A 24,698-nucleotide genomic window follows, 5' to 3' on the forward strand; every position below is an offset into this window, starting at 1 on the left:
GGAGCCGTGGATCGCCCTGCGCCAGCCTCTTCATGAATTCGAATCGTTCACTTGACGATATTTGACGCTGCCAGATACGCAAGAACGCGGCCCGATGGCCGCGTTCTTGCGTATCTGGCAGGGGGCCAGTTTACACCGAATGCCCCCTGTATTCACGCCTGCATTGCCCCTCAGGAGGCGCGATGCACCGGCGGCTTCGCCACTTCCTGACCGCGCGACCAGGCCATCAACAGCAGCCCGAACAGCACCATCGGCAGCGACAGCAACTGGCCCATGGTCAGCCAGTCGAAGGCGATGAAGCCGAGCTGGGAGTCCGGCTGACGGAAGAATTCGGTGATGAACCGGAAGCAGCCGTAGCAGAGCAGGAACAGGCCGGAGATCAAGCCTTTCTGGCGCGGTTCACGCGAGACGAACCACAGGATGGTGAACAGCGCGACGCCCTCCAGTGCAAACTGATAGAGCTGCGAGGGATGACGCGGCTCCGGCCCGTAGAGCGGGTAGACCATGCCCCAGGAGACATCGGTGATGCGCCCCGGCAGCTCCTGATTGATGAAGTTGCCCAGCCGCCCTGCGCCGAGGCCGATCGGCACCATCGGCGCGATGAAATCGGTCAGCTGGAAGAAGGCCAGCTGATGGCGACGCGCGAACATCAGCATCGCGATCAACACGCCCAGCAGGCCGCCATGGAAGCTCATGCCGCCATCCCAGACCTTGAAGATCCACACCGGGTCCGCCAGCAGCTTGTCGAAGCCATAGAAGAGCGCATACCCCAGGCGGCCACCCAGCACCACACCCAGGGCGCCGAAGAAGATCAGGTCGCCTACCGCGTCCTGACTCAGGCCGACACGTGTGCGACGTGCTCGCGCCAGCCCCCAGGCCGCCGCGAAACCGATCACGTACATCAACCCGTACCAATGAATCTTGAAGGGCCCCAGCGCCAGCGCCACGGGGTCGATCTCAGGATATTGCAACATGTGAAAACCTTGAATGAGGAAGTCGGGCTCTACCAACGTACTGGGCGATGCAGTCATCGCCTCTCAGGCGGGCAGAGCATAACAGTCAAAGCATGAACACGACCTGCCTGAGGCAGCGTATTCCCGCTCACGCCAGCAGAAACCGCAGTCCGACGATGACCAGAATCAGCGCGAACAGGCGCTTGAGCAGCAGAGCCGGCAAGGCATGCGCCAGCCGCGCCCCGAGGCGCGCAAACGGCACGGACACCAACACGATGCCCAGCCACGCCACCCAATGGACATAGCCGATGGCGTGCTCCGGCAGATTGGGGGCATGCCAGCCGACCACGATGTTGGTCAGTGCGGCGGTCAGCGCGATGGGAAAGCCTGCCGCGGCGGCGGTCCCCACCGCTTCGGTCATGCGCGCCTGCCAGCTGGAAAGCATCGGCACCATCACCGTGCCGCCACCGATGCCGAACAACGAGGAAATCACGCCGACGGTACTGCCGCCCACGAACTGGCCGACCCGTCCGGGCGCCTGGGCCATCTGGCCCACCTTGAGATCCAGCCCGAGCTTGGCCGCCACCAGCAGCACGAAGACGCCGAACGCCAGCTTGAGCGTCTCGCCGCTCAACTCACTGGCCAGCACCACGCCCAGCCCGGTGCCGACCACCAGCCCCGGCAACAGGCGCTTGAGCCAATCGAGGCGCACCGCACCGCGCTCATGATGTGCCCGCGCCGACGACAGCGAGGTCACCACGATGGTTGCCAGCGAGGTGCCGATCGCCAGGTGCATCAATACCTCCGGCGCGACACCTTGCAGCACGAAGGCCGCGGCCAGCACCGGCACGATGACAAGCCCTCCGCCGATCCCGAACAACCCCGCAATCATGCCGGCGACTGCGCCCAACAAGGGATACCACCACCACATACCCGACTCCTTTCATGCTGCATTGTGGTGACTGTCCGCCGAGAATGGCCCGGGCCTCTCAGCGCCATGACCGTCAGCCGTCTGTTGATAGCGGACCCTCGCCGCTGCCGGACGCGCGTGGCGTCAGCGTCACGTCAGGCAGCCACATGCTGACCTTGTCGATCAGCGCCTGAGGGCGGTAGGGCTTGCCCAGATAATCATCCAGCCCGGCGGCGAAGAAGCGCTCGCGATCGGCTTCACTGGCATTGGCGGTCAGCGCGATGATGACACTGCGCCGCTCACTGCCGGCGGCGGCTTCCTGCTCGCGCCAGCGCTGGCTGACACTGACGCCATCCATGCCGGGCATGAAGATATCCATGAACACCAGCGCGTAGAAATGCTGGCCACGAGCGGCCAGTGCCTCTTCGCCGCTGCTGGCGGTATCGACCAACAACCCCTGACGCCCGAGCACCGTGCGTGCCAGCATCGCATTCACCGGCCCGTCATCCACCACCAGAATGCGGGTTTCGGTCGGCTTGCCCGGCCATGTCATCGGCAGCAGGATTTCCAGCGCCTGCTCGTCGTCCAGGTTGACCTGTCGATAGCTGCCGCCCAGCTCGTCGATCAAGCGCCGCGCCATGACAAGACTCGAGGGCGATTGATGACCGATATCGAGCCCGATATGCCCACGCAGCTCGAGTCGCAGACAGCAACAGCCAGCGCCCTCGTCCTCTGAGCCCTCTGCAGAGAACGCTGCATCGCGACAGGCCGGCAGCTCACAGGCTTGCTGCAGCTCAAGCAGCAGAGATTGATGACTGGCGCTTTCGTGGCGCATGCAGCCTTCCGCCAGATGCTCGAACAGCTGCGCAAGGCGGCGCACATCACCGCGCAATGCCTCCGGCATCGGCCCCAGCTGCCACTCGAAGGGGCAACCGACATCATGATGGCGCTGCTGCATGTCCTCGAGCAGCGCCCCCAGCGTCTCGGACGGCGAGAAGTCATTCTCTTCCAGCGGCGTCCGGACCACTTCCTCGCGCTCGGTCAGGGCATCCAGCAGTTGCGCCACGCTGTCGAGACGGCCCTGCAGCAGGCTGAGCTCGGCATCCTCGATATGACGCTCACGCCTGAGCTGACCAAGCTTGCGCACCAGGCCTTGCAGCGGCGGCGTCAGCTCAGCGTGCAGCATGTCCAGATAATCACTCTTCAGACGCGCCTCTTCGCGGGCACGGTCACGCGCGACCAGCAACTGCTGGCTGGCCTGATCGTGCTCTGACTCATCGATCATCACGCCGAGCACCTGCGCCGGGTCATTGTTGAAGCGACACAGCTCCAGGCGCATGCGCCGCATGCGGCCCTCGGCGTCATGCACCCGGAGTTCACGACTGCTGGGCACGCTGGGGTTGGGCTCCAGCATCAGCAAGCTGCCCACCGACCGCCCCAGCGCCTCATGCAATACCAGCCCGAACAGCTTCTCGAAGGCCGGGTTGGCCATCGCCAACAGTCCATGGCGCATCACGAAGGCCGGCAGCGGCAAGGCATCCAGCTCATGGCCGCGACCACGACGCAGCAAGGCCACGGCCCCACGATGGCGCCGCAGGATGTCATCCGCCGGATAGGCCTGCCGCCCCACCGGCGGGTACTCCTCCATCACCTCACCGTTCTCGATACGCTCGCTCTGGCGCGCCAACCACTCCAAGGGCTGCCCCAGGCGCTGGTCCATGCGCCTGAGCCGCCATTGCAAGATGAGCATGACGACGGCAAACACCAGCAGCAGCGCGCCACCACTGCCCAGCAATAGGGTCAGCAGCGGCACCTGGCCGGGCAACTCGAGTCGCGTGCTGGACACCAGGCGCCAACCAGTGACCGGCAAGCTGTCCCACACCACCACCTGAGTCCCGTACGGGTCGTCCAGCGTGGCGCCACGCAGGCTGGTATCCATCGCGCGGGCGATATCCGCGGGCAGCTTCTGGGAATGGCCGTCGCCGACATTGCTGCTGGCCGCCCAGACGTTCAGGTGGTCATCGACCAGCCAGAAGGCGTCCGAGGGGGCATGCCCCGGCAGCAGCAGGCGCGCCTCCATCTGCGGCAGCGCGAGATCCAGTCCGACACGCGCCTTCTGGCCATTGCTGAGTGAGACCTCCGCCAGCGCCGTGATCTGCGGCAGACCGGCAGGCCCCGGATGCGGCGGCAGCCAGACCACGCGCGCCGCACCATTGTCGGTGTTCTCGGCAAGCTGACGCACGGTGTCCGGCAGCACCCCGGTATAGGGCATGAAATCGCTGCCCGGCGCGAAGGCATCCAGCACGTTGAACCAGGGATAGAGCATGACCATGCTGTTATCGAGACTCACGAACAGGCGTGAGATCAGGGGGTCCGACGAGTAGAGGTCCGACAGCAGCCACTGCATATGCATCAGTCGCCGCCCGGCGTCGCGATCCTCATCGCTCAACGGTCCTGCGAATTCGCCGTAGAGTGCGGCTCCCCCACGCGATACCGGTCTGAACAGCTGGCCCTGCTCGGTGAGCGAGAACTGGTCCAGGCCAGCGTCATAGGCGCTGCTCCCGTTGGCGCCGAAGTCGAGATGGCGCCGTGCATAGCGCGCCAGAATCTGCAGGCGACGCTGTTGGGTTTCCAGACGCTCGCTGACCAGCGCCGTGGCCAGCGCATGCTCCTGCCTGAGCTCCCCCAGCGCGCTATCGACGGCGGCATGCTGCGTGCTGTCCCAAACCACGGCGGCCCCGACCAGAAAGCTCAACGCCACCGCCAGCTCCGCCAGCAGCAGCGGGCCAGCCGTCAGCCGAATCATGCGCGCCCAGACCTTCTCCAGGCCACTGGCGGAATTCTGGGCATTCGAAGCCATCGCCGCCGAAGGCGGTGACTCGACAGAGGAAGCACGGCGCGAGAACATGATCTGAAAGCATCCTGTAGGTGAGGCGTCGGCAAGCCCGACCGCTGACCAGCGCAAGCTGTCGAGACAAAGCAGCAGCATACGCAAGCCGCCGTCAGGCGTCATGCAGTGCCAGCGTGACAGAGGCGCTATTTTCTCCCGACCCCCTGATGGAGTGGCGACATGTGCCTGATGGCATTTGACTGGCAACCGGACTCGCCGCAGGGCGAATGCCTGCTACTGATCGGCAACCGGGATGAGTTTCACGCACGCGCCACCGCCGGGCTCTGCGTGTGGCCGGATGGTGTCCTGTGCGGCGGACGCGACCTGGTGGCCGGCGGCGGCTGGCTGGTCATGCACCCCGCCGGCAGCCTCGCCACGCTGACCAATGTGCGCCAGCTGGACCACCCTGCCCCGACGGCCAGCATCAGCCGTGGCCAGCTGGTCGCGGCCGCGGCGCGTCAGGCGCTGGGCCGATGCTCGCGCTGGCGCCTTGAAGACTGGTTGCGCGCACTGGTCGCGGGTGAGAGCGTGCCCGCAGCACTGGAGGGAGCGGACGCACAGAAGCTGTCTGCGCTGACGCTTGAGGCCGTGGACTGGTGCAACCTGCTGGTCTGCGATGGCAAGGCGTTGTGGCGCCTGCATCATGGCCCGCAAGGGGCCGAGGTGAGCCGCCTCGGCGCGGGCATCCATAGCCTGAGCAATGGCCATCCCGAGACCGGCTGGCCCAAGCAACGACGCCTGAGTGGCCGCCTGGCAGCCCTCCTCGACCCGTCAGCCCGTGCTGGTCAGACAACCGCACGGCCATTGAGCGACGACGCGCTGCTCGACCTGCTCAAGGATGACTGGCGGCCCGCGCCGACTCAGCTACCGGCCACCGGACTCTCGCCCGAACGCGAAGCCCTGCTGTCCAGCCCGTTCATCGTCAGCGCCGAATATGGCACGCGGGCCTCGACCCTGGTGCGCTGGCAACGCCACCCGACAAGGGATACGGCTGATCCGTCTGGTGTGGTGCAGACCCTGACCCTGCTGGAGCGCCGTTTCAGCCCTGAGGGCCATACCATCGCCAGCCGCAGGGCCATGACCCGCTTGCTCGCCACGGGGAGCGACGAGGAAGGAGATATCGGCAGCTGGCGACTCAGCTAGTCGTCTCGCCGGCCTTGTGTGCCACAGGCGCGTTGTCGCGCGGCGGCAGCAGATGGGCCAGATCCCAGGCCTGCAGGCGGTGGAGCAACAGGTCATGAACCTCATCGGCGGTGGGCTGACACAGCACCTCGTCCACCAGCCCCTGCGCCGCACTCAGTGACACCCGCCGAATGGCCGCACGCACGCGCGGCAGGCTCGGGGCATTCATAGACAGGCTGTCAAAGCCCATGCCCAGCAGCAGCAAGGCCCCGGCGGGGTCGCCCGCCAGCTCACCGCAGACGCTCACCGGCATCTTGAGCGCACGCGACTCTTCCGCCAGACGCGCCAGGGCGCGCAACACCGCCGGATGGCAGGCATCGTAGAGACTCGCCACGCGCGGGTTGTTGCGGTCCACCGCCAGCAGATACTGGGTGAGATCATTGGAGCCCACCGAGAAGAAGTCGACTCGGGTGGCGAGCGCTTCCAGCTGGTAGAGCGCCGCCGGCACCTCGATCATCACGCCGACACTCGGTCGCGAGACGTTGATGCCCTCTTCGGCCAGCTCGACCAGCGCCCGATTGACCAGCGCCAGCGCCGCATCGACTTCCTCGATTCCCGAGATCATCGGCAGCATGATGCGCAGATTGTCCAGCCCTTCCGCGGCACGCAGCATGGCCCGCAGCTGCACCATCAGCACCTCGGGGTGATCGAGCGTCACCCGGATGCCCCGCCAGCCCAGGAAAGGATTGGCCTCGTTGATCGGGAAATAGGGCAGGTCCTTGTCGCCGCCGATATCCAGCGTGCGCATGGTGACCGGCAGCGGCGCAAAGCCCAGCAGCTGTTCACGATACAGACGCGCCTGCTCCTGCTCGCTGGGGAAGCGGTCACTCATCATGAACGGCACTTCGGTGCGGTAGAGCCCGACCCCGCCGACCCGCGACTTGAGCGACGCGACGGAATCCAGCGCCAGGCCGGTATTCACCATCAGCGGCAGAACATGACCATCCGGGGTCACGCTTGGCAGATCCTGCTCCTGTTCCAGCAGCGCACTCAACGCCTGCTCCTCCTCGATCAACCGTGAATAGTAGGCGCCAAGCTCAAGCTCGGGACGCACTACCAGTCGACCACGGTGACCATCGAGAATGACCGGTGCACCGCCCAGTCGCGACAACGGAAGATCCACCATGCCCAGCACGGTGGGAATCCCCATCGCACGCGCCAGGATGGCGACATGCGAGGTACTCGAGCCACTGACCGCGACCAGCCCCTTGAGGCGTTCACGCGGGACTTCCCCCAGCGTGGCGGGACTGATCTCGTGACCGATGAGGATGGTGTTTTCCGGGTATTCGATCGGACCGCTGTCACCCTCTTCCTGCAAGTGTGACAACACGCGGCGCCCAAGATCCCGTATGTCGGCGGCTCTTTCGCGCAGATAGTCATCATCGACACGCTCGAGATACTGCACATGGCGGCGCACGATATCCGCCAGCGCCGCCGGCGCCCACTGTCCTTCACGGATGCGCTTCTCGACTTCCTGGCCCAGCGCTGCGTCACCCAGCATCTGCTGATAGACCTCGAACAGCGCATGTTCCTGGGTGGAGATACGACTGGCGAGACGCTCCGCCGCGACGCGAATCTCTTCGCGCACGGCGTTGATCGCCTCCTTGAGGCGTGCGATCTCGAATTCGATATCGGTGGGGATCAGGTCGGGGACGGCGTCCAGGTCGGCAGGCGGAGACAGCACGAAGGCCTTGCCGATGGCGATACCGGGCGAGCCGGCCACGCCGGAGAAGGTCGCCTGGCCGCTGGTGCCGGCCAGCTTGCCCAGCGCCCCGGTGGCCAGGGCGTGAGCCAGCACTCCCGCCAGCTGCGCGCCGAGGGTGACAAGGAAGGCTTCCTCCCCTTCATCGAAACGGCGCTTCTCGTGCTGCTGGATGACCAGTACCCCGAGCACGCGACGCTGATGGATGATGGGGACACCGAGGAAGCTGGAGAAACGTTCCTCTCCGGTCTCCTCGAAATAACGGAATTGGGGGTGTGCGGGCGCATCCTCGAGGTTGAGCGGCTCTTCTCTGAGCGCCACCATCCCGACCAGGCCCTCGCCACGTGCCAGACTGACCTGCCCCACCGACGACGAGCGCAGACCGATGGTGTCCTTTAGCACGAAGCGATCGCTTTCCGGTGCCAGCAGATAGACGGAGCAGACGTCCGTCTTCATGGCCTTGCGTATGCGCAACACCATGGTCGCCAGTGCCGCGTCCAGAGAACGTGCGCCATTGACCTCCTGAACGATACGACGTAGCACCTCAAGCATGGAGTACCTCAAGCATGGTGTATCTCGCGCATCGAAGACGTCGAGAAGGTGATTGCTCAGCCAAGGCGGCGTGACCCACGCTCAGCCACCCGCGCCCATCAACGCCATCAGCCGGACGAATGACGCCCGTGACCCTCGGAGCTGGCGTCACCGGCTCCGGAATCAGCGGCACCGGCACCATCGAGCCCCTTGGCCGCCGCGTTGGCAGTACCGACCGGTGAGCCACTGGCGCCAGGCGTCCCGCAGGCGCCCCGCGCCTCATGCAGCGATGGCCCCTCGGCGAGCGCCTTGAGCCGCTCGGTGTCCACCAGACGCTGCAGACGCGGCGCCAACTCACGCAGGGCGCGCCGATAGACCTCACGCTTGAAGGCCACGACCTGCCCCAGCGGATACCAGTAGCTTACCCAACGCCAGCCATCGAATTCAGGGTTGGGCGTGGTATCCACACTTACGCGGTTGTCCTGACAGCGAATCTGCAACAGGAACCACTTCTGCTTCTGACCGATGCAGATCGGTCGGGAGTGCGTTCTTACCATGCGTCTGGGTAACCGGTAGCGCAGCCATCCACGGGTGCAGGCCAGTATCTCGACGTCCTCAGCTTTCAGGCCGATCTCTTCTTCGAGTTCACGAAACAGCGCCTGTTGCGGTGTCTCGTTTGGCTTGATGCCCCCTTGCGGAAACTGCCACGCATTCTGTCCTACCCGGCGCGCCCAGAGCAGCTGGCCCTCACAGTTGGCAATGATGATGCCAACGTTGGGGCGAAAGCCGTCAGCGTCGATCACGGATGTCACCTTTGATTCGTTAATTGAAACCATTCTTCCACAAAGGCTGAAAGCGCTTCAATACGCGGTTTGGCGGTGTGAAAGCCCGAGCACCTCTGCAATAATCGCTGCCTTCACGCTATTGCAGTGCAACACGGCCGTGCGAGACTGCTCGTCGGCCACCGTACACCCGCGCAAACACTGGGCCGGCACCCTATCGTGCTCTGTTGTCCGTGTCTGTCGCCCAGCCGAGTGTGGCTGGGCAGAGCAAGGAGTTTTCCGTGAGTCTGGCCATCTTTGATCTCGACAATACCCTGATCGCCGGGGACAGTGATCACGCCTGGGGCGAATTTCTGGTCGAACAGGGCGCTGTCGACGCCAACGTCTACCGTGAAGCCAACGAGCGCTACTACCAGCTCTACCAGAGTGGCGAGCTGGACATTCACGAATACCTGGCCTTCTCACTCAAGCCGTTGTCCGAGAACAGTCCGGAGCAGCTGGCGGCCTGGCACCAGCAGTTCATGGCCGCCAAGATCGAGCCCATCATCCTGCCGCGGGCGGAAGAGCTGCTGGCACGTCACCGGGCACGCGGCGACACCCTGCTGATCATCACCGCCACCAATCGCTTCATCACTGCTCCCATCGCGGACCGCCTGGGCGTCGATGAGCTGATCGCCATCGAGCCCGAGATCGTCAACGGCCGCTACACCGGACGCGTCAGCGGCGTCCCAAGCTTCCAGGCCGGCAAGGTGACTCGCCTCGAGGCCTGGCTGGCCGAACGTGACCACACCCTGGATGGCAGCACCTTCTACAGCGACTCCATCAATGACCTGCCGCTGCTGGAGCGTGTCGATACTGCCATCGCAGTGGACCCGGATGAGCAACTGCGCGCCGCCGCTGACGCGCGCGATTGGCGGATCATTTCGCTTCGCGACTGATAAAAGACTGATTTACATGGATTTTATCGATCCATAAGGTCGAGCAGCCTCAGCCATAAGGTTTTCATGTGGCTACAAGCATTCACCATAAAGTCGACCTTATTTGCTGAATCATTTCGCACAAGATGTGTCTATAATGTGTGTCCATCGAACCGTCGAGCCTGGTGCGGCAACTTTTGCCCCGTCACGGCAGGACGGCCTCCGGAATCCCGGTCGGGTCCGGGGGATGTCCCTCACCAACCTTGAGCGTGAGCAGCCATGTCCTCAACGACATACGATGTCCTGATTGTGGGTGGCGGCGTGTCCGGCACCGCCCTTCTCTATGAACTCGCCCGCTACACCGACCTCAAGTCGGTCGGCCTGGTGGAAAAGTACGACCACGTCGCGATCGTCAACTCGCACGGTCGCAACAACTCCCAGACCATTCACTGCGGCGACATCGAGACCAACTACACGGTCGAGAAGGCGCGTGTGACCAAGCGCACCGCGGGCATGGTGGTCAACTTCGCCACCAAGCTCAGCGAGAGTGAGCGCGATCACATCGTCTACAAGTATCCGAAGATGGTGCTGGCGGTCGGTGCCAAGGAATGCCAGTTCCTGCGCAAGCGTTTCGACACCTTCAAGCAGCTGTTCCCCAACCTGAAGCTGCTCGAGCGTGATGACATCGCCGAACTGGAGCCGAAGGTGGTGGAAGGTCGTCGTCCTGACGAGGAAATCGTCGCGTTAGGTTCCACCGACGAATATACCGCCGTCAACTACACCACCCTGTCGGAAGCCTTCGTCAGCGAAGGCGAGAAGGCAGCGGCCGAGAAAGGCATGAACTTCGACGTTCGCCTCTCGACCGCCGTGGAAGACATCCGCAAGGAAGGTGACGTCTACAAGGTCAAGACCGACAAGGGCGAGCTCAGCGCACGCTATGTCGTGGTCAGCGCCGGCGGTCACTCGCTGCTGTTCGCCCACAAGATGGGTTACGGCCTGGACAAGTCCTGCCTGCCGATGGCCGGCTCCTTCTACTTCACCCCGAAGGTGCTCAACGGCAAGGTCTACACCATCCAGAACGAGAACCTGCCGTTCGCTGCCGTCCACGGTGATCCGGACGTACTGGTGGAAGGCAAGACTCGCTTCGGCCCGACCGCCCTGATGCTGCCGCTGCTGGAGCGCTACAACGGCAAGACCTTCTGGGAGTTCCTGAAGGTACTGCGCATGGACCGCAACGTCGTCAAGGCCCTGTGGGACCTGATGAAGGTGCGCGACATCCGCAACTACATCTTCAAGAACTTCATGTTCGAGGTACCGGTGCTGCGTGAGCGCCTGTTCCACGGCGACATCAAGAAGATCGTCCCGAGCCTGGACGTCAAGGACGTCAGCTTCGCCAAGGGCTTCGGTGGCGTTCGTCCGCAGTTGATCGACAAGAGCAAGCAGAAGCTCGTGATGGGCGAAGCCAAGATCAATCCGGGCACCGGCATCGTCTTCAACATGACGCCGTCACCGGGTGGCACCAGCTGTCTGGGCAACGCCGAGAAGGACATGTATCTCGCCCAGGAATTCCTTGGCTTCAACATCGACAAGGAAACCTTCGAGCGTGATCTGCTGACCGGCGAGATCGAACTGACCGAGATCGAGCGTCCGGAAGCCTCCTCACTGATGTAAGCCTCTTTCGAGACACGCATCGGGATGAGCATCAAAAAGCCCCGCCAGCGAATGCTGGCGGGGCTTTTTGATGGGCGCCTGTTGATGGGTGCCTGGCGGGAGGCGGCCTCAGGACACCGACTGGCCCGACGGGGCCGACTGGGCCGACTGGGCCATGGGCTCGTGCACCGCATGCAGACGCTGGATCAGCTGATCCTCCAGCGCGAAACGCTCGGTCAGCCCCTGCTGCAGGCGGGCCAGCCATTCCGGCAGTCGTGCGCGATAGTGCTGGCAGCGGGTAGGACTGGAGAAATCCTCATCGAAGGACAGCACCAGCTCGGTGGAGGGCTCCAGACGCTGCATCAGCTGCTCGCAGACCGCCAGCGCCGCGGTGTCCTCGAAGACACGGCCTTCTTCCTTGAGCTGAGGATAGACCTCGAAATGCCCCGCCGAGATGTAGTCCATCAAAAGCTCGATGAAGCGATTGACGCGTGTCATCTCGAGCTGCTCGAGGTCATTGACGCAGGCCTCGTGCAGATCCATGAAGCAGACCAGCATCTCGCGTCGCTGGTCCAGCCAGCGATCAACCAACTGATGAACGCCACGAAAGCGTTCCGCCGCAGTGGTGCATTCCTCCAGCATGGGCGCCTCCTCTGGCATGACCCGAACGATAGGGGCTGACATCCGGTGCTCGCCCCGCTGCCAACCCACTATCCTCCATGCCGTGCACGCTGCCAACCCCCCACCATGGTGGCAGGGCATATTGCCTCAACGGCGGAAGCTGCTCCACAGCATCGCCAGCGGTACCAGCGCCAGCCCACAGAAGCCGATCAACGACCACTGCGGGATCGAGAGACCCAGCCATTGTGCGCTGATCTGGGCGCACTCACCGGAGGCGTTGAGCACCTGGGTGATCACGTCCCAAACCGGCAGCACTTCCAGCATGTAGTTGAGGCCCGGGCCACAGGCCGGCACCTGATCCGGCGGCAGTGACTGCAGCCAGATATGGCGACCCGCCAGCACGACCGCGCCAATGCTGCCGGCCAGTGCGCCCAGCGCGTAGATACGCGTGCCGATGCGTCCGGGGCCATGCAAGGCTCCCAGCAGGAAGAAGACGCCGGCCACGGCCACCGCCACGCGCTGGAAGATGCACAGCGAACACGGCGCCAGATCGAAGGCGAACTGCAGCACGAAGGCCACGCCCAGCAAAAAGGCGCACCCCAGCGCTCCCAACAGACACCATTGACGCCCGCTCCAGCTCGCCAGGCGGGCAAGCCCGCCCTTGCGCGCTACCGGCTGCTGCCCCGATTGTTTGTCCGCTTGTGTCATTTGCCGTCCTTGCCGGTGGAACTCCAGTGGAGTCATGGGTGAGAAATGACGCAGCCGCAAGACCATCAAGACCCTGCGACTGCATTGAGGCTTGCACCGCGTCGTGCCCCGCAGCCGCGCTCAGTCTGGCTGCACAGGCCACATACATCATCGGCGCCTCAAGCCTGAGGCGCCGATGATGAAGCGATAGCCGAATCCGTCACTATCAGCGACTGATGCCTATCATGCCGTGTCGCGATGACCTGAACATGAATTGGCGTTGCGTCACGAGATCACGCCGGTTGCGTACCATGGGCGGACGCGAAGTACTCGGCCATGAAGGTGTCGAAATCCTGATGATCACCCTTCTCGATATCGCCCTGCTGCTGCTGCGAGGTCTCGACCAGCTGATCGAGCAGATAGCCGCGCGCACGCTCCGTCGGCTCTGACTTGAACTGCTCGGCCTGACCCTTGGCCAGTGCCAGCACTTCGTCGACGAAGTTGCTGCCGTTGTCGAGCATGCTGGTCAGCAGACGGCCCGACGGTGTGGTCTGGGCATCGTCGAAGCGCGGCGCGAGCGCCGCCAGCGCATCACGGTGCGCGCTGCCCGTCTTGTCACCACTGTCGAGCAGGCCCGCGACTTCCCCCAGCTCATCCATGATGTTGGCCGCCAGATCGCGCAGGCGACGCTCTTCACCATTGACACTCAGGGTCAGTTCCGGATCACGCCCGGCCTCGACCACGCGACGCTTGCTGTTGTCGAGCGTGGCGCATTCCTCGTCGTCGATCCACGGGCTCTCGGTCAGCAGACACCAGATCAGGAAGGTATCGAGGAAGCGGATCTGCGTCTCGTCGATCCCGACCGGCAGGAAGGGGTTGAGGTCCAGACAACGCACTTCGATGTACTCGACACCACGCCCTTCCAGTGCCTGGCTGGGCGTCTCGTTCTGCCGGGTGACACGCTTGGGACGGATGTCGGAGTAGTACTCGTTCTCGATCTGCAGGATGTTGCTGGAGAGCTGCGACCAGCTGCCATCGGCCTGCTTGACGCCCAGCTTCTCGTAGTCCTTCCACGGCGTGACGATGGCGTGACGCAGGGTGCCGACGAAGTTGTCCAGCGAGTTGAAACAGATCTTGAGCTGCGCCTGCACCTTGTTCTGATAGCCCAGGTCCGACATGCGCAGGCTGGTGGCGTAGGCCGAGACCAGGCTGCGGTCCGCCTGACGCTTGAGGCGATCATCATTGCCGCCGTCAAGGAAGCTCTCATCGATGCCCGGCGAGGCGCCGAACAGATAGAGCAGGATCCAGCTGTGACGACGGAAGTTGCGGATCAGCTCGAAATAGCGACGCGAGCGGAAGTCGCGCGCATCTTCCGCCTCTGCCCCTTCCAGCCCCTGCAGCAGGCTCCAGAAGTCATCCGGCAGCGAGAAGTTGTAATGGATACCGGCAATCGACTGCATGATGCGTCCGTAGCGGACGTCCAGCCCCTTGCGATAGATATGCTTCATGGTGCCGCTGTTGGAGGTGCCGTAATCGGCGATCGGCACGCTGTCGTTGCCGTGCAGACGCGACGGCATGCTGGCCGGCCAGATCAGCTCATCGCCCAGGTTGCGATAGCTGAAACGATGCAGGTCAGCCAGAAACTCCAGTGACTCCTTGGGACGAGTGAACACCGGGGTGATGTACTCGAGCAGAGACTCGGAATAGTCCGTGGTGATGTACGGGTGGGTCAGCTTCGACCCCAGAGAACGCGGATGCGGCGTCTGGCTGATGTCACCGCCAGCGGTAACCCGCAGGCCTTCCTTCTCGATACCACGGCGCAGGCGCCCGAAGAGACCCTGACGGGCCTGGGGCGTGAGTCGCGCAATGGCGAACGCGAGTTGCTCGGACAAGGTATGAACCCTTTCGCATGGGGAGAAGCCCAGCCTCTCCGGTCGAATTGGATGACCATGGCCCGCGTGCTGCACCGGATGCCATGCAAGACGCGAACGGCAGCTACCGTTCGCGTCAGGTCAGTATGCCCACATTATGGGCGCGTAAAAAATGCTTTCAAGGCTTATGATTTCGACTTGCGCGCATTGAGCAGTGCTGCTGCCATCGCATTGTTGGCCGGTGCCGCGCCGCCGCTCGCGCCAGAATTGCTGCCGCGACCACCGCGCTCCTGACGGCCACCGCCGCCTTGCGAGCGCCCACCGCGACCGCCCTCTGCGCCGCGTCGCGCCTCGCCTGCCGCACCTTTCTCGGCGGGAGTATCGCTCATGCGCATGCTCAGCGCGATGCGCGCGCGCGGGATGTCGACTTCCATCACCTTGACGCTGACGATGTCGCCCGCCTTGACCACCTCGCGCGGGTCGGCAACATACTTTTGCGACAGGGCAGAGATGTGTACCAGGCCGTCCTGATGCACGCCGATGTCCACGAAGGCTCCGAAATGAGTCACGTTGGTGACGACGCCCTCAAGCTTCATGCCCGGCTCGAGGTCCTTGAGGGTCTCGACGCCTTCCTTGAATTCGGCGAAGCGGAATTCGGGGCGCGGGTCGCGTCCCGGCTTGTCCAGCTCGCGCAGGATGTCGGTCACCGTCGGCAGGCCGAAGTGCTCATCGGTGAATTCCGTCGGCTTCACGGTGCGCAGGAAGGCGCTGTCACCCAGCAGACTCGGCAGATCACGCCCGTGCGCCCTGGCGATACGCTCGACCAGCGGATAGGCCTCCGGGTGGACGGCACTGGCATCCAGCGGATTCTTGCCGGAGGCGATGCGCAAAAAGCCGGCACACTGCTCGAAGGTGCGCGGACCCAGGCGGCTGACCTTGAGCAATTCCTGGCGCGAGGCGAAACGGCCATTGGCATCCCGGTGCGCGACGATATTCTCGGCAAGCGTGGTGTTGAGACCCGCGACACGTGACAGCAGCGCGCTTGAGGCCATGTTGAGGTCGACGCCGACACCGTTGACGCAATCCTCGACGACGGCTTCCAGACTGCGCCCCAGCTGCACCTGACTGACATCGTGCTGATACTGGCCGACGCCGATGGACTTGGGCTCGATCTTGACCAGCTCGCCCAGCGGGTCCTGCAGACGGCGGGCGATGGAGACCGCGCCCCGGATGGTCACGTCCAGGTCCGGGAATTCGCGCGCCGCATATTCCGAAGCCGAGTAGATGGACGCCCCGGCCTCGTTGACCATCACCTTCTGCAGGCGACGGCCGGACAGGCGCGTCAGCACGTCGGCGGCCAGCTTGTCGGTCTCGCGCGAGGCGGTGCCGTTGCCGATGGCGATCAGCTCGACGTCATGCCGCTCGACCAGCTTGACCAGCTCGGCCACCGAGGCGTCCCAGCGATTGTGTGGCGCATGCGGATAGATGGTGGCCTGATCGACATACTTGCCGGTGGCATCCACCACCGCGACCTTGACGCCGGTACGCAGGCCCGGGTCCAGTCCCAGCGTGGCCTTGGGGCCCGCCGGCGCCGCCAGCAGCAAGTCCTTCAGGTTGTCGGCGAAGACCTGGATGGCCTCCTGCTCGGCGCGCTCGCGCAGGCGGCCGATCAGCTCGCTTTCCAGATGGGTATAGAGCTTGACGCGCCAGGTCCAGCGCACCACTTCCTTCAACCAGCGGTCCGCGGCGCGCCCCTGATCCTCGATGGAGAAATGCGCCGCGATGGCGCCTTCCATCGGGTGACGCGGCAGGTCATCTTCGCCTTCGAGCTTGAGCGCGAGGCTCAGCACGCCTTCGTTGCGGCCACGCAGCATGGCCAGCGCACGGTGCGAGGGCGCCTTGTGCAGCGGCTCGTCATGCTCGAAGTAATCGGAGAACTTGGCGCCCTCCTGCTCCTTGCCCTTCATGACGCGCGCGCTGAGGATGCCGTCGTCCCACAGACGTTGACGCAGGCGACCGACCAGCGCGGCGTCCTCCGCGAAGCGCTCCATCAGAATCTGCTTGGCGCCATCCAGCGCCGCCTTGGTATCGGCCACGTCCTTGTCGGCAGAGACGAAGCCGGCCGCCTGAGCCTCCGGCTCCAGCGTCGGGTCCGCGAGCAGCGCAACGGCCAGAGGCTCAAGCCCCGCTTCACGCGCGATCTGGGCCTTGGTACGGCGCTTCTTGCGATACGGCAGGTAGAGATCTTCCAGACGCTGCTTGCTGTCGGCGGCCAGCACATCCCGCTCAAGCGTGGCGCTCAGCTTGTTCTGCTCGGCGATCGACTCGAGCACGACCTGACGCCGCTCCTCCAGCTCACGCAGATAGCGCAGGCGCTCTTCGAGCTGACGCATCTGGGTATCATCGAGCCCGCCGGTGGCTTCCTTGCGGTAGCGCGAGATGAACGGTACGGTCGCGCCGCCATCCAGCAGCTCGACGGTGGCGGTGATCTGTTCTTCGCGCACCCCAAGCTCACCGGCCAGCGCCTGTTGGATGCGGCGAGTGGTGGCAGCGGGCGACAGCGTCGGTGCAGGACGGGAGGTGGTAGCGTCAGTTGCAGTAGCGTCCATGAAACGTCAGTCCCTTACAGCAGAATTCATGCGGCAATATACAGACGGCCCGGTCGTGGAATCGACCGGGCCGTCTGTATCACGATGTCGTCACGTTACCACAAAGCGGCAAGATTGCTTTAGCCGCTCACTGCGCCAGCCGAGATGCCCCCCAAGCGCCTCACGCGGGCACGAAGCGCAGCGCGACACCGTTGTTGCACCAGCGCAGGCCGGTGGGTTCGGGGCCATCCTCGAAGACATGCCCCTGATGCCCGCCGCAGCGCGCGCAGTGATATTCGGTACGCGGCCAGATGAGCCCGTAGTCGGTCTTGGTCAGAAGGCGTCCTTCGATATGATCGAAGAAGCTGGGCCAGCCGGTGCCGGACTCGAACTTGGTGGCAGAAGAGAACAGCGCCAGATCACAACCGGCACAGCGATACTCGCCGTCGCGATGCTCCTTGTTGAGCTCGCTGGAGCCCGCACGCTCGGTGCCCTCCTCGCGCAGCACGCGATACTGCTCCGGGCTCAGGCGGGCACGCCATTCGTCTTCCTCGAGGGTCAGCGGCGTGATGTCCGCGCCACGCTCGAGCTCAAGCTCCGGACGCGCGGCAGACAGCCTGGGCAGCGCCAGCATCGCTCCCGCCCCCAGCACCAGCCCCATGAATTGGCGACGTTGCATGACGTGTCTCCTTGTAGCATTGAACGGCAATACTGACTTCTACGCGCAGCGGCCTGTGCTGGATGCATCGCCTCAAGAGAAAGCCCCCACGATGCTGCCATCGCGGGGGCTTCAGTGTCATCGGCTGACGTCAGTCATCGGGTCAGATACGCAGACCACCATCACATTCGATCACCCGCCCGGTGAAGTAGTCATTGTCGAAGATGAAAGCCACGCTGCTGGCGATATCTTCCGGGCGGCCCAGGTCGCGCATCGGGATGCCACTCTTGATCTTGTCGAGCATCTCCGGCTTCATGCCGGCGGTCATCTCGGTGGCGATGAAGCCCGGCGCCACGGCACCGACGCGAATCCTGTAGCGTGCCAGCTCCTTGGCCCAGGTCACGCTCAGCGCCGCGACACCGGACTTGGCGGCGGTGTAGTTGCTCTGCCCCATGTTGCCGGCGCGCGAGATGCTGGAGATATTGACGATCACTCCCGGCTGGCCGGCTTCGATCATCTGGCTGGCCGCTTCACGGGTGCACAGGAAGACACCGGTCAGATTGACATCGATGACCTGCTGCCAGCTGGACAGCGACATGGTCTTCTCCACCACGCCATCACGCGCCTTGATCAGCAGCCCATCGCGGGTGATGCCGGCATTGTTGACCAGACCGCTCACCGGCCCCAATGCGCCCTTGATGGCCGAGAAGGCCGCCGTGACGGAATCCTCTTCCGCGACATTGGTCACGAAACCCTGCGCCTTGATGCCTGCAGCCTCCAGACTCGCGACGGCGTCATCCAGGCCGTCCTGTTCGATGTCCAGCAGCGCCAGCACCGCTCCCTTCTCGCCCAGATGGCGCGCCATGGCCAACCCCAGCCCACGAGCGCCGCCCGTAATCGCGATGACCTTGTCGTCAAGCTTCATGTCCCGTCTCCCAGGTTGTCTGCCGGCAGTGAGGAACGTCTGCCGGATGCGAGGCCCGCATGCCGTACGAGCGTCACGATCTATGTGTCGAGTGTCCCGCACCGCGTCCTTCAGTGTTGAGCGTCATCGTGACAGAGAATGCCTCGCGATGACGCCCGCTGCCAGCTCGCGGTGAATTCTCATGATGCAGTGCAACAGATCACGGCGTGTCCTGCCTCAACGCAGGCGAGATCCGCCAACGCAACGCACTGACGGCGTCAACGCACGCCGTCAACAGCGGGCGCGAAAGCAGGGAATGCTGATGAGTGAGCCTCGGCCCGGCCCCTGCGGACGCCTGGGCTCTGCCTGTCCACTCTCTCTGGCCGGCTCTCTCTATCCAACTCTCCCTGTCCAGCCCCTCTATTGTGCACTGCAACATGCAACATCGTTCAGCATGGCACCGCTACTCCTACAGCGCCAGCCATCCACGCCGCCGACCATCAGCGGCTCATCAGCAGCTCATCAGCAGATCATGGCCCGTTCATGAGCCCGATTCGACTGTTCCCCATCCGGCGGCTGGTTTACCCTTGACGCATTGGCGCAACCTGCCATTTACCTGCTTCGGGAGAGACGATGCCCATACTGTTAGTGATTACCCTGTTCGGGTTATTGGATTTCGTGGTGCTGTTCAGCCTCGGCAGCCAGATCGGCCTGCTGCCGACCCTGGCGCTGGTGCTGATCACCGGCGCCGTCGGCCTGCATCTGATTCGCCGCGAAGGTCGCGCGACACTGATGCGCGCCCAGGAACGCCTGCAACGTGGCGAGATGCCTTCCGGCGAGCTGATGGAAGGCGCAGCACTCATCTTCGGTGGCGCCCTGTTGATGGCGCCGGGCTTTCTGTCTGACGCCTTCGGCCTGCTGTGCCTGCTCCCCGCCTCACGGGGACTGTTGACGCGCGGCCTGAGTGGCAATGGCGCGATCGCGCGCTTCTTCAAGGGCCGCTTCTCGGCTGCGGGAACCTCGCGCAGCACCCGCACGGGTGACTGGCAAGCCGACGCCCGTGCTGACAGCGCATCACGCAACAGTGGCGATCAGCAGCACGCAAGCGATAACCACGCAGGACAGCAAGGCAGCAGCCAGCAGACCGGCGAGCCGCTGGAAGGCGATTACATCAGCCGTGACGAGCCGCGCCTCTAGCGCCTTCTCACGCACAAGCACCACGCGCAATCGTCTGCTTGAGAATCATGCTTGAAAGTCATGCTTGAGAGGCATGCTCAAGAGCGATGGGCCCGGCACTGGAACACCAGTCCCGGGCCTTTTTCATTCGCGATATCTCGCCTCACAGGCCCCATCACGCTGCCCTGTCCAGCCTTGGCCTGCCCCCCCCCTTCCCTACCCGCCCACCTGTCACTGGCAGAGTTCGCGCTCTGTGAGCTGCCCGACCTAACCCTTGCGCCTTGCAACAAGACTCACCCTGGCCGCTGACCATCCTCTGGCGTCTTGTACCAATGGACACCGTCTGGAGGCTGCCAGCTATATGCCAACGGTGAACGGCTCGGATACACTCAAGCCGTTGATTCATCTAGCGGAACCTTGCGGAAGACAGGCTGCAGCCAGAGTGCGTAGCTTTCATACGACGCACAAGATGCGCCGATTTGAAATTTTTTTATGATCGCCTACTTGAAAGCTGTCCCCCCGCCACCATAAAAGCGGTGCAATGGATAACGGCCACGCCCCCAGCGGCGGGGCCCAACACTCGGTAGGCAACCCCATTGAACGCCAGACTCACCGACAAAGAACGGGAGCTGGCGGGATTTACCATCAGGAGAACGTGAGCAATGAACATTCGTCCCTTGCACGATCGCGTCGTGGTTCGTCGCGTGGAAGAAGAACAGAAAACTGCAGGTGGCATCGTTCTGCCCGGCAGCGCCCAGGAAAAGCCGACCCGTGGCGAGATTCTCGCTGCCGGTAACGGTCGCATCCTCGAAAACGGTGAAGTTCGCCCGCTGGACGTGAAAGTCGGCGATACCGTGATCTTCAAGGATGGCTACGGCGTCGAGAAGCAGAAAATCGACGGCGAAGAGGTGCTGATCATGAGCGAGAGCGACATCCTCGCCGTGGTGGAAGGCTGAGTTTCAGCTTTTTCGGGTTCCAACGCTTCGACTTACTGATTAAAGGTAGAGATAAACATGGCTGCAAAAGACGTTCGTTTCTCCGATGATGCACGCAAGCGCATGGCGCGTGGTGTCAATGTCCTGGCCGACGCGGTCAAGACTACCCTCGGTCCGAAAGGCCGTAACGTGGTACTGGAAAAATCCTTCGGCGCTCCGACCGTCACCAAGGACGGCGTTTCCGTCGCCAAGGAAATCGAGCTGAAGGATCGCTTCGAGAACATGGGCGCCCAGATGGTCAAGGAAGTCGCTTCCAAGACTTCTGACGTGGCTGGCGACGGCACCACCACCGCCACCGTGCTGGCTCAGTCCATCGTCAACGAAGGCCTGAAAGGCGTGACCGCGGGCATGAACCCGATGGACCTGAAGCGCGGCATCGACAAGGCCGTCATCGAAGCCGTCAAGGCCGTGCGTGAGCTGTCCGTGCCGTGCACCGACACCAAGGCCATCGCCCAGGTCGGCACCATCTCCGCCAATGGCGACTCTCGCATCGGCGAGATCATCGCGGAAGCGATGGAGAAGGTCGGCAAGGAAGGCGTCATTACCGTCGATGAAGGTCGCGGCTTCGAAGACGAGCTGGAAGTGGTCGAAGGCATGCAGTTCGATCGCGGTTACCTGTCTCCGTACTTCGTCACCAACCAGGACACCATGGCGGTCGAGCTCGAAGACCCGTACATCCTGCTGGTCGACAAGAAGATCTCCAACATCCGCGAACTGCTGCCGGTGCTGGAAGGCGTTGCCAAGTCCGGCAAGCCGCTGGCGATCATCGCCGAAGACATCGAAGGCGAAGCGCTGGCGACTCTGGTCGTCAACACCATGCGCGGTATCGTCAAGGTCGCTGCCGTCAAGGCACCGGGCTTCGGTGACCGTCGCAAGGCCATGCTGCAGGACATCGCTGTCCTGACCGGTGGCACCGTGATTTCCGAAGAAGTCGGCCTCAACCTCGAACAGGCCAACCTGGACCACCTGGGCACCGCCAAGCGCGTGACCATGTCCAAGGAAAACACCACCATCATCGATGGCGCCGGCAACGAAGGCGATATCGAAGCACGCGTTGCCCAGATCCGCGCTCAGATCGAGGAAACCTCCTCTGATTACGACCGCGAGAAGCTGCAGGAACGTGTCGCCAAGCTGGCCGGCGGCGTTGCCGTCATCCGCGTCGGTGCTGCCACCGAAGTCGAGATGAAAGAGAAGAAGGCTCGCGTCGAAGACGCCCTGCACTCCACTCGTGCAGCCGTCGAAGAAGGCGTCGTGCCTGGCGGTGGTACTGCCCTGGTTCGCGTGCTGGGTCAGCTGGTCGACCTGAAAGGCGACAACGAAGATCAGACTCACGGTATCGCCATCGCACTGCGTGCCATGGAAGCGCCGCTGCGTCAGATCGTCACCAACGCCGGTGAAGAAGCCTCTGTCGTGCTCAACAACGTCAAGGCTGGCGAAGGCAACTACGGTTACAACGCCTCTACCGGCGTCTACGGCGACATGTTCGAGATGGGCGTGCTGGACCCGGCCAAGGTGACCCGTTCTGCACTGCAGTCCGCGGCCTCCATCGGCGGTCTGATGATCACCACCGAATGCATGATCGCTGAAGATCCGGAAGACAAGGCCGCTGCCGGCGGCGGCGACATGGGTGGAATGGGCGGCATGGGTGGCATGGGCGGCATGATGTAAGCCAGCCTCACCCCACGACTCACCCGTCGTGACCCGAACCGCTCCTGCGCAAGCAGGGGCGGTTTTTTCATGCCTGACATTCAAGGCGCTGCAGCTCTCATACGGTAAGCGCCGCGGCTCTCGGCACCTGACGCCTCCCGCTCACCACGCTACACTAGGCGCCACTTTTTGCCGCGACCCGAGACATGGCGCCTGGTGATGACAGTGCATCAAGGCTGACGATGTATTGAGGCTGAAATGCCTACGGTCACGACCGATGACGCCAACCGCTCAGGCCGCGCGCCTCGCTTGCCCAGGACCTTCTCATGACTGATACCCCCGCCGCTTCCCCGACCACTAGCGCCCTCGACAATGTGCGTGTCGTACTGGTGCAGACCTTCCATCCCGGCAACATCGGCGCCACCGCTCGCGCCATTCTGACCATGGGCATCAAGGACTTGGTGCTGGTCAATCCGCGCTGCTTCCCCGATGAGGAAGCGACGCGCATGGCCAGCGGTGCCGCGGAGCTGCTGGAAAATGCGCACGTGGTCGAGCGCCTGGAAGACGCCGTCAATGACTGCCAGCTGGTCATCGGGGCCAGCGCTCGCCTGCGCAGCGTCCCGCTGCCCCACTTCGATGAGCCACGCGAGATGGCGGCGCACGCCATGGATATCGCGCGCGATGGCAAGGTGGCGCTGGTATTCGGCCGCGAGCGCTTCGGGCTGACCAACGAGGAAATCGCCTGCTGCACGCATCAGGTGTCGATCCCCACCAACCCGGACTACGGCATCCTCAACGTCTCACAGGCCGTCCAGGTGCTGGCGCACGAGTGCCGCAGTGCATGGCGCCTGACGCTAGACAAGCCTCAGGAGGCGCCTGTCGCGCGCCGTGAGGATGATCAGCTGCCGACCCGCGAACAGCTCGGCTACTTTCATGAGCATCTCGGTCGCGCCCTGCAGGGCTCCGGCTTCCTCAACCAGCCCCACTCCCAGACCGAAGAGCGGCTGCGTGCCCTGTTCGCGCGTGCCGAGCCGACACGCCGCGAACTCTCCATCCTGCGTGGCATGCTGTCCAATCTTGAGCGCCAGACGGCAGCGGCGAACGCTGGCGCAGACAGCGAGCAGAGCGATCACGAGGCGTCCTGAGTCGCGCACGGCCGCCCCGTCATCTACTGAGGCTCGGACTGTTGCTACTTGGCTCTCGCCACTTCGCAACAGCCTGTCAGCGCAACGTCATCCTTCTGACATGGATCAAGGTGCACTGTAGACCTTCCGCTATGCTTGATAGGCAAGACGTCAGGCACCGCAGAACCCGTCACACAGCCTAGGTATAGAAATACGGGTATAAAAATACCGGTATAGAGATACGGCACAGACCCATGCAGTAGCTGCAGCCCAGCAAGGAAGTCACGCGCGAAGGCTGCAGTGTCAGGCAAAGGCTCCTTTGCGACCTTGAGACCTGCCACGCAGGTCGAGAACTGCCGCAAGAGCAGGCAGAGACGCCGCCACGCCAACACACGAAGGGCCATGACAGGCCAGCGTGGCGACGCACCTCGAGACACCCACAAGAAGAGCCGACCCTGATCCCATCCACGACCATGGACTCACGGAGCGCCTTTACATGACTCAGACAGCCGCACGACAGACTCAGACACCGGACGCGGAACAGCTGGCCAGCGACATCCACCAGCTGGAAGCTCGCCTGCTCAAGACCGACCCGACGCAAGAACCGACGCTCTACCGCAGCCTGTACTGCACGATCTCGCTACGTCAGATGCAACTGTTGGCCAAGGTCAGTCAGCCCGCGGCCTCGCAGGCGCACTGAACGACGCCAGATGAGGTGGTGCGCAGGTGGCGACTGGTAATGACCAGCAACGACCAACAATGACCAGCAGCCACCCGTAACGACCAGGCATGAAAAAACCGCCACCCCGAAGGGTGGCGGTTTTTTTCGTTCCCGCATATGACATGCGTCTCATGCAGGATACCGATTCGGAGACGCCGAGGTGACAACCAGAGGCATGTCACCTCAGCG

18 protein-coding genes and 1 pseudogene are annotated in these 24,698 nt (G+C 63.6%); 8 read left to right on the forward strand and 11 right to left on the reverse strand.

From position 1 onward, the window contains the following. Positions 1–170 precede the first annotated feature (170 nt). From lgt to H2O77_RS13650, 3 genes are all read right to left on the reverse strand, one after another. Positions 171–974 (reverse strand): prolipoprotein diacylglyceryl transferase, encoded by an 804-nt coding sequence (lgt, locus tag H2O77_RS13640; RefSeq protein WP_215823315.1) that lies wholly within the window; start codon positions 972–974, stop codon positions 171–173. Between the two features lie 127 nt (positions 975–1,101). Then, positions 1,102–1,884 carry a sulfite exporter TauE/SafE family protein gene (locus tag H2O77_RS13645; RefSeq protein ID WP_043331430.1) on the reverse strand — a complete coding sequence of 261 codons (783 nt, stop codon included), beginning with the start codon at positions 1,882–1,884 and terminating at the stop codon, positions 1,102–1,104. A gap of 73 nt (positions 1,885–1,957) precedes the next feature. Then, the gene (locus H2O77_RS13650) at positions 1,958–4,771 is read right to left on the reverse strand and encodes a response regulator (RefSeq protein WP_215823316.1); all 2,814 of its coding nucleotides are present in this window, start codon (positions 4,769–4,771) and stop codon (positions 1,958–1,960) included. A gap of 162 nt (positions 4,772–4,933) precedes the next feature. Here H2O77_RS13650 and H2O77_RS13655 point away from each other — a divergent pair, with 162 nt between their 5' ends. Further along, entirely contained in the window at positions 4,934–5,896 is a 963-nt protein-coding gene (locus tag H2O77_RS13655; protein WP_215823317.1) for an NRDE family protein, read from the forward strand. Here the strand turns inward: H2O77_RS13655 and ptsP are convergent. Further along, positions 5,889–8,189: a phosphoenolpyruvate--protein phosphotransferase gene (gene ptsP / locus H2O77_RS13660; RefSeq protein ID WP_215823318.1), complete on the reverse strand. Its 2,301-nt coding sequence runs from the start codon at positions 8,187–8,189 to the stop codon at positions 5,889–5,891. The genes H2O77_RS13655 and ptsP overlap by 8 nt on opposite strands. Before the next feature lie 308 nt (positions 8,190–8,497). Continuing rightward, positions 8,498–8,971, reverse strand: a pseudogene (locus H2O77_RS13665) (RNA pyrophosphohydrolase); the annotation flags it as partial. A gap of 260 nt (positions 8,972–9,231) precedes the next feature. Here H2O77_RS13665 and H2O77_RS13670 point away from each other — a divergent pair. Together H2O77_RS13670 and H2O77_RS13675 are read left to right on the forward strand one after the other, a co-directional pair. Next, positions 9,232–9,888 (forward strand): HAD family hydrolase, encoded by a 657-nt coding sequence (locus H2O77_RS13670; RefSeq protein WP_054555583.1) that lies wholly within the window; start codon positions 9,232–9,234, stop codon positions 9,886–9,888. Positions 9,889–10,146: 258 nt separating this feature from the next. Further along, positions 10,147–11,538, forward strand: coding sequence for an FAD-dependent oxidoreductase (locus H2O77_RS13675; RefSeq protein ID WP_043331433.1), 1,392 nt, complete (start codon positions 10,147–10,149; stop codon positions 11,536–11,538). A 108-nt stretch (positions 11,539–11,646) separates the two neighbouring features. On the opposite strand, the gene rsd is transcribed toward H2O77_RS13675, so the two are convergent. The 6 genes from rsd to H2O77_RS13705 all read right to left on the reverse strand — a co-directional run bounded on the left by rsd (position 11,647) and on the right by H2O77_RS13705 (position 18,867). Continuing rightward, a complete protein-coding gene (gene rsd, locus H2O77_RS13680) occupies positions 11,647–12,159 on the reverse strand; it encodes a sigma D regulator (RefSeq protein ID WP_215823319.1) in 513 nt (170 codons plus the stop codon). A 126-nt stretch (positions 12,160–12,285) separates the two neighbouring features. Continuing rightward, a complete protein-coding gene (locus H2O77_RS13685) occupies positions 12,286–12,846 on the reverse strand; it encodes a disulfide bond formation protein B (protein ID WP_082388316.1) in 561 nt (186 codons plus the stop codon). Between the two features lie 272 nt (positions 12,847–13,118). Continuing rightward, entirely contained in the window at positions 13,119–14,717 is a 1,599-nt protein-coding gene (gene gshA, locus H2O77_RS13690) for a glutamate--cysteine ligase (RefSeq protein WP_215823320.1), read from the reverse strand. Between the two features lie 164 nt (positions 14,718–14,881). Then, on the reverse strand, positions 14,882–17,305 hold the full coding sequence (locus tag H2O77_RS13695) for a Tex family protein (RefSeq protein WP_215823321.1): 2,424 nt from the start codon (positions 17,303–17,305) through the stop codon (positions 14,882–14,884). A gap of 160 nt (positions 17,306–17,465) precedes the next feature. Next, a complete protein-coding gene (gene msrB, locus H2O77_RS13700; protein ID WP_054555585.1) occupies positions 17,466–17,963 on the reverse strand; it encodes a peptide-methionine (R)-S-oxide reductase MsrB in 498 nt (165 codons plus the stop codon). Positions 17,964–18,105: 142 nt separating this feature from the next. Then, positions 18,106–18,867, reverse strand: a complete 762-nt coding sequence (locus H2O77_RS13705) for an SDR family oxidoreductase (protein WP_215823322.1) — start codon at positions 18,865–18,867, stop codon at positions 18,106–18,108. Between the two features lie 612 nt (positions 18,868–19,479). Here H2O77_RS13705 and H2O77_RS13710 point away from each other — a divergent pair. From H2O77_RS13710 to H2O77_RS13730, 5 genes are all read left to right on the forward strand, one after another. Then, positions 19,480–20,043, forward strand: a complete 564-nt coding sequence (locus tag H2O77_RS13710) for an FxsA family protein (protein WP_215823323.1) — start codon at positions 19,480–19,482, stop codon at positions 20,041–20,043. Between the two features lie 641 nt (positions 20,044–20,684). After that, a complete protein-coding gene (locus H2O77_RS13715; RefSeq protein WP_043331438.1) occupies positions 20,685–20,978 on the forward strand; it encodes a co-chaperone GroES in 294 nt (97 codons plus the stop codon). A 57-nt stretch (positions 20,979–21,035) separates the two neighbouring features. Next, positions 21,036–22,685 carry a chaperonin GroEL gene (groL, locus tag H2O77_RS13720; RefSeq protein ID WP_043331439.1) on the forward strand — a complete coding sequence of 550 codons (1,650 nt, stop codon included), beginning with the start codon at positions 21,036–21,038 and terminating at the stop codon, positions 22,683–22,685. 305 nt (positions 22,686–22,990) lie between these two features. Continuing rightward, the gene (locus H2O77_RS13725; protein ID WP_215823324.1) at positions 22,991–23,809 is read left to right on the forward strand and encodes an RNA methyltransferase; all 819 of its coding nucleotides are present in this window, start codon (positions 22,991–22,993) and stop codon (positions 23,807–23,809) included. Positions 23,810–24,284: 475 nt separating this feature from the next. Further along, complete coding sequence (locus H2O77_RS13730; protein ID WP_043331440.1) at positions 24,285–24,488, forward strand: hypothetical protein; 204 nt, start codon at positions 24,285–24,287, stop codon at positions 24,486–24,488. Positions 24,489–24,698 lie beyond the last annotated feature (210 nt).

The sequence above is a fragment of the Cobetia sp. 4B genome (assembly GCF_018831605.1).
Lineage (GTDB): Bacteria > Pseudomonadota > Gammaproteobacteria > Pseudomonadales > Halomonadaceae > Cobetia > Cobetia amphilecti.